14 protein-coding genes and 2 pseudogenes are annotated in these 11,173 nt (G+C 49.2%); 2 read left to right on the top strand and 14 right to left on the bottom strand.

The window, feature by feature from the left end; translation table 11 throughout:
* The 9 genes and pseudogenes from CI959_RS20945 to CI959_RS20915 all read right to left on the bottom strand — a co-directional run.
* Positions 1-345: pseudogene (locus tag CI959_RS20945) on the bottom strand (hypothetical protein); the annotation flags it as partial.
* Positions 346-492: 147 nt separating this feature from the next.
* Positions 493-624 (bottom strand): hypothetical protein, encoded by a 132-nt coding sequence (locus CI959_RS22030; protein ID WP_303621152.1) that lies wholly within the window; start codon positions 622-624, stop codon positions 493-495.
* Positions 625-668: 44 nt separating this feature from the next.
* Complete coding sequence (locus CI959_RS22025) at positions 669-986, bottom strand: hypothetical protein (protein WP_303621151.1); 318 nt, start codon at positions 984-986, stop codon at positions 669-671.
* A gap of 142 nt (positions 987-1,128) precedes the next feature.
* The gene (gene mobV / locus CI959_RS22020; RefSeq protein ID WP_303621150.1) at positions 1,129-1,851 is read right to left on the bottom strand and encodes a MobV family relaxase; all 723 of its coding nucleotides are present in this window, start codon (positions 1,849-1,851) and stop codon (positions 1,129-1,131) included.
* Positions 1,852-2,078: 227 nt separating this feature from the next.
* Positions 2,079-2,919: pseudogene (locus CI959_RS20935) on the bottom strand (MarR family transcriptional regulator).
* 2 nt (positions 2,920-2,921) lie between these two features.
* A complete protein-coding gene (locus tag CI959_RS20930; protein WP_005777186.1) occupies positions 2,922-3,500 on the bottom strand; it encodes a hypothetical protein in 579 nt (192 codons plus the stop codon).
* Positions 3,497-3,895, bottom strand: a complete 399-nt coding sequence (locus CI959_RS20925) for a hypothetical protein (RefSeq protein WP_005777184.1) — start codon at positions 3,893-3,895, stop codon at positions 3,497-3,499. Before CI959_RS20925 ends, CI959_RS20930 begins: the two co-directional genes overlap by 4 nt.
* A 10-nt stretch (positions 3,896-3,905) precedes the next feature.
* Positions 3,906-4,358 carry a hypothetical protein gene (locus CI959_RS20920; RefSeq protein ID WP_004289490.1) on the bottom strand — a complete coding sequence of 151 codons (453 nt, stop codon included), beginning with the start codon at positions 4,356-4,358 and terminating at the stop codon, positions 3,906-3,908.
* A 26-nt stretch (positions 4,359-4,384) separates the two neighbouring features.
* Complete coding sequence (locus CI959_RS20915) at positions 4,385-5,434, bottom strand: hypothetical protein (protein WP_004289491.1); 1,050 nt, start codon at positions 5,432-5,434, stop codon at positions 4,385-4,387.
* A 235-nt stretch (positions 5,435-5,669) separates the two neighbouring features.
* Here CI959_RS20915 and CI959_RS20910 point away from each other — a divergent pair, with 235 nt between their 5' ends.
* Both CI959_RS20910 and CI959_RS20905 read left to right on the top strand, forming a co-directional pair.
* Complete coding sequence (locus CI959_RS20910) at positions 5,670-6,302, top strand: recombinase family protein (RefSeq protein ID WP_004289492.1); 633 nt, start codon at positions 5,670-5,672, stop codon at positions 6,300-6,302.
* 434 nt (positions 6,303-6,736) lie between these two features.
* Positions 6,737-7,018 (top strand): HU family DNA-binding protein, encoded by a 282-nt coding sequence (locus CI959_RS20905; protein WP_005777181.1) that lies wholly within the window; start codon positions 6,737-6,739, stop codon positions 7,016-7,018.
* 181 nt (positions 7,019-7,199) lie between these two features.
* On the opposite strand, the gene CI959_RS20900 is transcribed toward CI959_RS20905, so the two are convergent.
* From CI959_RS20900 to CI959_RS20870, 5 genes are all read right to left on the bottom strand, one after another.
* Positions 7,200-7,514 (bottom strand): hypothetical protein, encoded by a 315-nt coding sequence (locus tag CI959_RS20900; protein ID WP_004289495.1) that lies wholly within the window; start codon positions 7,512-7,514, stop codon positions 7,200-7,202.
* A 659-nt stretch (positions 7,515-8,173) separates the two neighbouring features.
* On the bottom strand, positions 8,174-8,701 hold the full coding sequence (locus CI959_RS20890) for a hypothetical protein (protein WP_004289498.1): 528 nt from the start codon (positions 8,699-8,701) through the stop codon (positions 8,174-8,176).
* Between the two features lie 377 nt (positions 8,702-9,078).
* Positions 9,079-9,462 carry a single-stranded DNA-binding protein gene (locus tag CI959_RS20880; RefSeq protein ID WP_004289499.1) on the bottom strand — a complete coding sequence of 128 codons (384 nt, stop codon included), beginning with the start codon at positions 9,460-9,462 and terminating at the stop codon, positions 9,079-9,081.
* A gap of 756 nt (positions 9,463-10,218) precedes the next feature.
* A complete protein-coding gene (locus CI959_RS20875) occupies positions 10,219-10,452 on the bottom strand; it encodes a hypothetical protein (protein WP_004289500.1) in 234 nt (77 codons plus the stop codon).
* A gap of 36 nt (positions 10,453-10,488) precedes the next feature.
* A complete protein-coding gene (locus CI959_RS20870; RefSeq protein ID WP_004289501.1) occupies positions 10,489-10,776 on the bottom strand; it encodes an LPD11 domain-containing protein in 288 nt (95 codons plus the stop codon).
* Positions 10,777-11,173 lie beyond the last annotated feature (397 nt).

Raw genomic sequence — 11,173 nt, 5'->3', positions numbered from 1 at the left:
CCTTGAACTGCAACCCGTTGTAATTTATGCGTGCACCTACCCACGGGGTAAACCACTTGCCGAGGGCAAGGCTGTACGAGGGTTTCAACCTCCCGAACAGGTCTTCGCAACCGAGCGGCGTGCCGAGAAAGGCTGTCGCACCTCCGGCGATACTGACAAACCAATTGCCGTTTCCCCGTGCCGGAACGACCACTCCGTCAAGGTATAAGGGCTGTAACGGCTGCAGCAGTTCTGTGTCATCGTAACGGTACGTGCGGTGTACGTATCCCTTTCCGTAGGTTGTACATCCGCACGGGCTTGCAGCGAACAAAGCGCCGCAATAATGAAAATGATATTTTTCGTCATATTCTTATATCCTTAATTTGTTGTTTATCTGATTCTTTATTATAAACCTTGCCATTCAACGCTTGGGCTTCTTGCCGATGGAGGGCGCATCATGCGGCTCGCCATCCTCATGCAGCGAAGCGCCCATGCCCGGTTGTCCTGTCTTCATCACGTCCCCCATTTGAGGTCGCTTCCGCCACCTCCTCCGCCACGTGTTTCGGCAAACGTAGTGGCATCATCGACCATACCGAGAAAGAGCATCGTGGCGCAGCGCATGACTTCCGCTCCCCGTTCCGCCACGGAACGCACGAGTGTGTCGTCGAAAAGTTGCCGTTCGGAAGGCTTCATCCGCGCCGACAGTTCCCTCCACTCATCGACATATTTTCCAGCATGACGTCCTTGAGTAGGTCTGTCCACTTTGGAGTGGACATCACGGGAGTATTCGTAGGCTTCCTCCTTGAGCTGTTCCGTGCGTTCCTCAATGGCATCCATGTTTGCCTTGAGGTCGGAAAGCTGTCGGTCGGCGGTTTGTAGCTTCTCCTGTTTGTCTGCCAGTTTCCCTTGGATAGGCAGTCAGCTCTTTTTCGAGCTTTTTCTTTCTCGGCAGATAGGGTCAAAGCATCACCTTTCCGGGTATCCATATCATTTTCGAGTGCCGACAATTGAGCCTCTTTTTCGCTCTTCTCCCTTTCAAGTTTTCCACCATCGAGGTCAAACCTTTGACTCTGCGCTCTGCCAGCCGAATGTCCGAATGGAGGGCGGACAGGACTTCCTGATGTCGGCCAATCTGTTGCTCAATGGTGGTTACATTCTTCCGAGAGCATACGGCGGTATTCTTCCGTCGTCCTGTGCCGTGCGCCGGTCTCGGCGACGCTCCGGCCTCTCTCCATTCCCCACTTCCGTGTTGACCTCGGCGAAAAAGTCCGTATGGAGCTGTTTCATCCTCGCGCTATATTCGAACTTGTCCTTTCCGGCGAATATCTCCTTGTACGCAAACCTCCCGTCTTTGATTGGCAGAAGCGTACAATGCACGTGCGGATTTAATTCGTCGAGGTGTACAATGAAGGCGGCTATATTCTGCTCGCCGTATCTGCCGCAAACGAATGCATAGACATCCTTCGCCCAACGTTCGATGTCGCTCTTCCTTTTTGATGCGGGTATTGTCCGCACCTTTTTCAAAATCCACCTTCTGCGTGCCGAAAGCGAGTTCGTGCATCCGCTTCCGCGAACCGCGAAAATGATGTTTACCACCGTGCGGTATTTCGGTTCAACCAATCCTCGTTGGGCTTTGATCCCGCGACGGCCCAATATGTCCGCTATCCGTTCCGGGATATTGCGGCTTCGTGTCGATGGGCGAACCTTGCCTCCGGGCACAATCTCGAAGTTCAGATGTTTGCGGGTGGGGTCGTAGTTGCCCTTGCTCATGGCGTACTTCTCCGCCTCTTCGCTGCGATTACGCAGGTGTTCGTTGCCTTGGGCGGCGGTGATCCCTTTCGATACCTGAACATCGAGAAACCTGTTTTGCATTTGCCATACTGTTTTTCGTGTTGTTTCGGACAATTCCCCGTGTCCCAGCTTGCTGCTTGCTTGGACACTTCTCCCTGCGACGTCAGTCAGCAGGGTATTAGGCTCCCCTTCCCTTTGTTCAGTGGCAGACGGGCAAGCCCGGATGCCTGCTATAACTGGAAGGATATTTGAACCTGAACTGGGGAGAATTGCCCGTGGTTATACAATCTCTGTCCGCGAATCCCCGTTCAGCTTTCCTCCTGCGCCTTCGCCAGAAGCGATAAAAAGGGTTTGCGAAGCGATTCAAGGCGTTCCGTCTCTTCGTCCGTACCGAAGCCTGTCCCGTCCGGTTTTCCGTCGATAACAAGCTCTGCAAGCTCTTCGAGGCCTCGATGAACGCCGCCCATTCCCCGCTGAGGTCGAGCCGGAAGAACTGCACGAGCGGCGAGCCGTCGTCGAACCTCGATTTACGCAGAACCCGCCAGAGGGCGGCATGGGCAATACATTCCAAGACGGTCTCACACAGCTGTTCTTCCGACCGGACGGTCTGTGCCGATGCCGTGTCGGAATGACTGTCCGGATAGATACGACTGTCCCGTCCGGCTATCTCCGTCAAGGTCTGGCGCATGATTTGTCCACATGATTTACCCACATCGAAAGAGGTTGCTTTGCCGATTATCCAGTCGTACAATGCTTCCTGTATTCTTGTGGCAAAGTCCGCTTCTTCCCGTCCGCTGTCCGGCATGGCAGGCGTGCCGGTCCGCAGGGCATGGTAATGACGACGCTTTTTGCCAGCCGGATGCGTTCTAACTGTCCGAGCGCTTCGAGCGTGTCCAGAAACGAGCGGACAGTAGCCCGATGCCAATGCCACTCCGATGCAAGGTCGGAAACGGTTACATGGCACTGGCAGGGAGAGAGGTCGTAGTCCTGCCTTCTTAAAAACGGGGAGACGAAACCTGCCAGCGATTTATCCAACAAATCGCAGTAGGCTTCCGTTCTCGTTTTCCGCTCGCCGACTTTTTCTTTCAGGTAGTCGAACACTTCCACGTTCGCCAGTATGGCGGCGGGCGCTTCATTTCTATTTCTCATTTTCATTCTGTTTTTGATGATTCATAATGTGCGGATAGTTTCAGGTTGCCATTATCCGCATTATCGTGGCAGCCTCGCGTGATGATACTATGATAACTGTCGGCTAATGCTCCGGGACATTCCAGCCATTCGAGGAATTTGCGTATGTCTGTCTTTTCGGACATGACCCTTGCCGACGGGTAGAACAGGGCAGCCAAAAGAACAAAGGCGATTGTTACGGCCATCGTGTACAGATGCGGCACGAAGCCGATGACCAATGCCAAGAGCGCAAACCAGACGAAACGTTTCGGCCGGTCGAGCAAGCCGCGCATCCATCGGTCCGCCCGCCTGAAAGAGGCCCATGCGGCACACACGATGGTAGATGGCACGATACCGAACTCGCCGGGGTGTCCACTCGTATAGACATAATGAAACAAGAGTAATACGATAAGCAGCACATGGGCGTACAGCCTGCGGGCCTTTTCGCTCCACACCATTTTATCGTAGAATCTTGCCATGAAGCAACGCCTGCTTCTGTACAACAGTGCCGGAAGGACGACAGGCATTGCAAGAAATACGAATTGTAATATAATCCAGGTCATAACAGGTAATAGGGTTTTGAAGGTATATGAACGGGCCGTACCACGAGTTCCAATCGGACAATCCCGTGGGTGGCCAAGCGGATAATGTTCTCGGTGTCTTCGGCTGTCAGGGACGACGCGCCTTTCTTCATCCGGGATTTGAATGTGCCGTTCTGCTTACGATATGTAGCCAGTGCCGTGTCCAGATCATGCTCCGGAATCGTCCACGTCATGCCCTTTTCGTATGGACCATGCGGTTTGTAGGCCCGCAGTACCAGCGTGCGGGTCACAAGGAAGTCGGTCCGGGTGTTTCTCGAAATGACGTGTTCCTTGTAGAGGTTGTCATCGGCCACTTCTATCCACGTGCGGTACGTGTCGATACAGAAAACCATTTGGCGGTATATCGTGTTTCGCATAGGGGTTGTTTTACATGAAATCCAACAACACGTCTTCCTGATTCTTTTTGTACTTGAAGCTGCCGTTCCCGGCGTGGAGTTTCAGATCGAGACACAGGTCGCCGTACATCAGCTCCAACGAATCGTAAATGGTCGCGATGATACGGTTTACCTTGCCGTCCGCGTCTGTCCGGGCGTTCATCTTGAACATCTGCCCGAAAGCGGGATTGGAGTAGGCACAGGTGCTATGACCGGATTTCTCCAGTCCGACCGGCACATGGTGGTAGAGTGTAATCAGCTCCATGTCGTCCTCGAATATGTCCATGACCTCCTCCAGATCATAGGGGTCCCGCAGCGGGAATGTGAGCAGAACATAGTCACCGTAGAACTGCGGCTCCTCCATCGTTGCCACATTGAGAAGCTGCGGCATTTGCAGGGGTACGAACGACATGAAGTCATCCAGAAAGTGTCGTAACATAATCATATATCGTTTATTTTGTGAATAGGCTTTTACAACGAGGCGATGAATATCTCCATGAGCATACCGGGCAGTTCGTCCAACCGGTCGCCCTCCGACGGCAGGATTCTGCGCAGTTTCTCGAATGCGGCGGGTGTTTCTGCGGCCATCCTGTAAAGGGTTTCCTTATCTTCCGGGGACAATAGCGTCATGCAGAGGCCGTCCAAGGAAGCGTAGGGCTGTAGAATCATCCAGACATAGGCTTGTGCCTGTTCGGGCGTTACGACCTTTCCACGGCGTATGTTGTCAAGACAGGCACGCACGTTCTGGATCAGCCGACGGTCGGTACGTAAGGCCATGTATATCGTGGCGTCCTTGTAAGTGATTTCCTTGCGCCCAGCGGCGAAAAACACCTCGGAGCAGCATTTCTCTGTGTCACGGGTGATGTCGGCCATATTCGCTTCGCCAAGCTCGTGCAACCCGGACAGGAAAGCTCGAAAAGCGGCATCCTCCCTTTCGATGAATTTTTTGAGGTCGCCGTTCCCATGTATTCCATTGTTCAGGGTTTCGGCAAGCACGTTACGATATGCTGACAGAATTTGCTCCTTGTTACCCCGACAGGCCGGACGTTTATCCAATTCTGCGAAAAACGGACGGATTTCTTCGGCGGAACGATGCAGTTCCACGTCTCCGGTATAGGAAGAGAAACGTTCTTTCAGAATCAGCACTTCTTTATAGGTGCGAGGTTTCGACATCGCCAGCCGAGAAAGTTCCGCACGGACGGAATCGTGCAGCAGAATGCACTCTTCACGTATGTCGGAATGTGCCCGATAGGTCGTGTCCCGGCGCATGGTTGCGGTCACGGAATCTTTCAAGGTCTGCCACTTCCCGATATACGCGGTCAAATCCTCAAAGGAAAGTTCTTTTTGCCCGCGTGTTTCGGACAGATACTCCCGATACAGACCGGCTGGAGTAGGTTGGGCTTCAACCAGTGATTTGACGTTCGAACCGTCGCACGATGTAAGTGTGAAAATGGCAATCGGAACGGCAGAAAGTCCAGCAATCGATAGTACAATTTTTAAGTATTGATTTTTACAATTCATAGTTCATTTTGTATTTTACAGCACAAATCTAAGTATTCTTTTCAAGATGACAAGCGCCGAAAATCGTTTTATAAACCATTTTTAACATTGCACTTAATAGTTTGATTTTCAATGAAAATAAGTGAAAGAAACGAAGGACACAGAAAGCCCTTCATATCATTTTCGTTCAAAGTATGGTTTAGTTTAAAATAAAACTCTTATATTTGTACTTATTCTTATAGAAGTGCACAATGATATGGCAAAAGTAGGTTACATATTCAAGGCGGATCGTTACGACGGATTCGAGGCTGATAAAGAGTGGATGCAGAAATACGGTTGTGTACAAGTGATAGAGGAACTTGTCGAAAACGAGGCTCTGCGCCCCAGATGGAAACAGCTTGTAGCGAATCTCGAAAGAGGTGACGAGATTGTCGTGGCCAAATTCAGCAACGCTCTCCGTGGGTCGCGCGAATTGTCCGCGTTTATTGAGTTGTGCCGAATCAAAGTGGTGCGTATCATTTCCATCCATGACCGGATCGACTCGCGGGGAAAACTGTTCCCCGAAACGACGGCAGCCGATGTACTGGATATGTTCGGGGCGCTACCCGAAGAGGTGGCGGTATTGCGGTATTCGTCCGCACATGTCATGAATCTGCAACAGAAAGCGAAGGTCCCGAGAAAAACGATGAAGGCGATGGATAAGGCCGACCGGGAGAATACCATCGTTGATATGTATGTCAACGGTCATTCTTTCGAGGACATCATGGCGGTAAGCGGGTACAACAGCCGGAGTTCGGTGTTCAGTGTGCTCAACCGGCACGGGGTAAAGCTCAATAGGGGAAAATTCAAAGGACCGTTGGGCAAGCGTAAGCCGAAAGATGGGCAATGAGCTTTCGTATTAGCCGGATTGAAATGGATTTTTTTGAGAATCAGGGCTATATGTTTTCTGTTCTCGTTGATTTTTAGTATCTTTATATTAACTTTAAGTAGTATAGAATATGGGAGAACTTATCGTTTTTATAGTGGTTTTCTATGTTATCGGAAAGATTCTGAAAGCTATATTCGGTGGTTTCAGCAAGAGTGATTACCATCATGACCGATAAATGGTGATCGGGTGTTTGCCTGCCTTGACTACAGGATACGGATTTGTATGTTTTTTATGTTTCTCTCCTTTTATCGGGGCTTTCCGATTGTCTGGTTCGTGCCGAAGGAACACCGTGAGATAAAGGTGGATTATCGTTTTCCGTAACATTATCAGGCTGGCAATCCAGACGACAAAGAGATATGTTATTATCTTTGCAACGGATTTTATAATAAAACAGTCTGACAAAAGCAGATATTATTGCCCGGATCGCACAGGAGACCGGAATAGAAAAGTCGGTAGCGACAACTGTAGTGGAGGCATTCATGGAGAGTGTCAGGGAGTCGATGATTGCCGGGAACGAGGTGTTCCTGCGAGGATTCGGAAGTTTCATCATCAAACAAAGGGCAGAGAAAAAGGCTCGTAACATTTCAAAGAATACGACCATCGTGATTCCGGCTCACTCTGTTCCTGCGTTCAAGCCTGCAAAGACATTCTTAGATGCGGTAAAAGAGGGAAAATAAAGAAAGTATAAACGGTTTTCTTCATAGTGTTTCGGGAGACCGTTGACAATGGTTATACAGGATAACACGATACCGCGACTGTCTTTTGCGGACGGTTGCGGTATTTGTTTTGCCGTATGCTATAAAAAAGGAAGTGGCACAAAGAGCCGCCGATGAAAGCCGACTCTTTGTGTTCCCTTGCTTAATCCGTCACCTCGTAATAATAACTTAACTCGTCATCTTTCAGGTTCTCTACCGCATATTGACCTGCCTGTTCCCAAAGGGTATTGTAAAGTGTCGCAAATTCCGGTTTCGTTTCATAATACTGCCAGATTTTATGATTGAGTACCAATATCAGTTCCGTGAGGTATTTATAGTTATTTTTCCATTCCTCGAAAGCACGTTTGAAAGTGTCTTGTATAGCTGACAGACCGAATCGGTCCGCTATTGAGAAGTCCTCCCAAAAAGTTGTCTGTAACTCGTAACCGTTTTCTCGCATAAATTCTCTAAATGTCATACGCTTTAAATTTTAAGTTTGAACTATTTTTTGTTTTTCCCTTTGGTACAATCTCGTACCGAGAGGCTGGTTATTTTTCTGCCACAGGATTGACGGTCAGTCCAGACAAGGAGGCAACGGGAAATACGCTCTCCAACGAAGTCGGAGAGGAAGATTTTCCGGTTGCAAGCGCCAGCGGTCCTTGCCGGGACTGGCAGCCGGCAATCGAACTTTGCAGAAAAAATAAGCGGGCTTTCGGCATGGAGTGTGTCTGGGGAACGGCTGTAAGGAGTAAAATGGGGAAGCTAAGGTGTTATAAGAGGATTGCTTTCCGGTTGGTTAGCCGGAGTACAATGGGGTACGGAATACGCTTCGATAAAAGGGAAAGAGTCATGAAGATATAAAAGGGTAATTCCGGCAAAAGGATTCAGGACACATCCATTGCCAATGTATCCCGAACCCGTACCTGTCATTATCTGTACCGAATGTTTAGGAGACCCACTCGTAACCTTCGTCCGTCAGTTCAAAATATTCGTCCATTCCCGGTTTCACAAAAAACATGAGATAAAAAAGGAACGAAGCTGATTATAAAAGGTGATGGTTCTGTATTTCAGTCATTCAATAAAGGATACCGCAACCACCTCTGGCGGGTGCGTTGCGGTATTTTGCGGGCAGCATTTTTATGCGGCCTTGTCCGGCTTGCGCTGCCTTGTTTTCCAGCCGTACACGGCGGCTACATACGGATAGAGGGAACGTGTTCTCCGGCGGAAGCCTTCTTCGTCGATTTCACGGTTGTAAATCTTATCGGCGATACGTTCCGCTTCGTCACGGCCTTTGGCGATACGGTATAAGGTATAGTTCGTACCGTCATGATGGTCCATCCGTCCGCGAATGTTGTAGCCGTCGCCGTACCATTCTGCATCGTCGCACTGGGATTTCAAAATATCGGCAATGGTGCTGCCCAATATTTGATAGCCTCGTCTCCGGCCGTTCCATAATCCCAAGTTGCCGAACACGACAATAATGCCGTCCACTTCTTTATTCAGATTGCTTCGTTCGTCGTCCAGCCGGCAATATACTTCTTCTGCCCATTCTTCATCGCTGACCTCGTAACTGTCATCGTCCAATATTTCCCGCTGGGAATTTTGATATTCTTCTTTTGCCGTTTCGTCCAACAGGTCATAGCTTGACCAAATCATCTGTTTCATACATTTTGAATTTTAAGTTTGACTTTCGTTTTTATCCCTGCTTTCGGAGGGTTTCCCTCGTCCGGCGGGATTTGATTTACGTGCGGGCCACAAGGCGGACAGAAGGGAAATAAGGCAAGGAGGAAGCGGATAGTCCCGTGGACGATTTCATTTGTGTTGAACAAGTATTGACGAGCTTGCGAGTTGATGGTTGTTAACGACAAATGAAGCCGCGCCTTGCCGATTCCCGACCGCCTTAACTTTGCACGGGAAAATCAATGGACGGCGGCGGACTCTTCGTGTGGAGTATGAAGGAGTATAAAAGTGTGGACGTTCCGGAACGGTAACGAGTAAAACAAAAGCGGCTTTCAAGCCGCTTTGTCCGGATAAGGCAGGAATTACTTCTTGCCTTTTTCCTGCTTCTTTACCGGTTCCGCAGGAGCTTCCTCCTCTTTCTCGACAGCGGGATAGAACTTGACGGCGACCGTTACGATGCGGTTGTGCAGCACGCCGTCTTTGTCGGTCCACTCTTCGGGCTTGAAGTAGCCCTCCACGGTAAGCAGCGTGCCCTTGGTGAGCTGGTCGAACGACCCGGTATTCTCGTTCTTGCGCCACGCTTCAATGTTCATGAAAGCGGATATGCGCTTGGTTTCTTCGCCGTTCTTCTCCTGACGGGCTACTGCCAGCGGGAAACGTGCGACACTTGTGGTGGTGAACTGACGGACTTCGGCATCTTTTGCCACGAATCCGGTTACTGCGAAATTGTTCTCGATCTTTTTCATTGCGATTGCTTTTTGAAGTTAATAAATCAGTTTTACGGTGCATAAAAAGTAGGTGCAGTAAAGGGCTGCACCAAGGATAGCGCATAAATACTCTTTATTTTGGAGGCGAAGCCCCAAACCGCAGGCCCGATAAAGGAAGATTTGTGCGATACGCCATTGGTCAAGACCACCAGGTCGCGCCCGTCTGCATACTAACTTTGCAACGAAAAACGATATGGCGACTTCAAATAGAAAGCGGTCGCGAAAAAGTCGAGGCGAAACAATCCGCAGCGGATTCGGAGACATGAAAGACCTGTCCGTCCACTGACACAAGACCGCTCCCGTTCCGGCAGGTGGGCGGGAAGAACATCTGGCAAGAAAGCGTATCGGTTGTTTGGGGTTGAAGCGGCAAGAACGATATACCGTTTATACAACCATGTACGCTGCATAGTGGAAAGGGGGCCCAAACGAAGAGCCGACAAAAGATGTATGCAGCGTATTGATGTCGCTGTCTCTATCCGGCAAGAGAAATGAGGGAAAGAAGAGGAAAAGGAAAAAGGGCTGAAGTCTGTCTTGAAACAAAGCGGAGGAACCGCCTTCGCACGAACGGACGTTTTCTACAAAAGGATATAGCCTGCCAAAAGGTATAAAAGGTTATTTCCGAAGGAAACGGTATGGATGTCTGTTACGGAGATAAAAAAGGGATTCCCGCCGGTGTGTACCTGTTTAGCCGGTATAAGCGGGCTGAAACCGATGCTACGTTCAGCCCGCTTGCTTTTACCTCTTTTCTGTTTCGGTCTGCAATTCCACCGGTTCATCATCCCATGTCAGCTCCTTACCGAGTAGTTTGTAAACAGACCCCTTGGGGAGTTCTATCTCGATTGATACGTACCCTTGCTCGCTCTCGACGTACACTTTTTCCGAGTACTCCCAATGCCCGCACCAGCCTCGAACGGGCTTTCCGGGCATTATCCATTCTGTTCCGTCTTTATTTACTGCTAACCATGCCATAAAATCACATTTTTAGTCTGTTCCTTAGTTGTAATTTTATTCTTCTTGAGCTATCATTTTCTTGCTGTATTCTAAAATCTCATCCATCGTAAGCCATTCTGGTTTTTCGTCCTCTTTGAAACTCTCATGCAGTTTTATCATAAATTCAATTTGCAATTTTTCGTCGCCAGCCCATAAGGATTTCGGGTGTCTGTTACCGTAATTAAGGTAATACTCGCAATCTGACCGTAAGCGGTCTAACAGTTGGTATCTGAAAACCGAATCCTTGTGTATTACTTCGTCTGCCGTTACTCGTCCATTTGAATTTGTTACATCGTTTGCCATAATCTATAAAATTTTGAGTTTTCTTTTTTCCCTCTTGTAGCACCAGCTACTTTCGGGCCTGATTTAATTATGTCGCCTCGAAAGGTGTCATGGCTCTTTATGCAAGGTTTCACGATTAAATACTACCCGTGCGGAGCGAAGGGTGGAGATTTTGTCGTGAACCGTCAGTCTTTGACCTTGCATACAAGAATGACATGACAAGTACCTTTGCGACACAATTCATATCAGGCAGCCCGAAAGCGACGTGCGAACACAGGGAAAAGAAGGTCTCTTGCAAAAGGTTCGATAGCTTATATAAAAGGGTTGCAGCGAAAAGAAAATATAAATGGGCCTCCGGGTTGTATAAGAATTTTAATTATGAGGATAAAAAAGGTATTGCGCCGGCATGTCTGCCGAG

Origin of the sequence: Parabacteroides sp. AT13, from assembly GCF_002272965.1 — a bacterium.
Lineage (GTDB): Bacteria > Bacteroidota > Bacteroidia > Bacteroidales > Tannerellaceae > Parabacteroides > Parabacteroides distasonis.
Note: the sequence above shows the minus strand (reverse complement) of the source record. Positions and strands in the feature narration are given on the sequence as shown.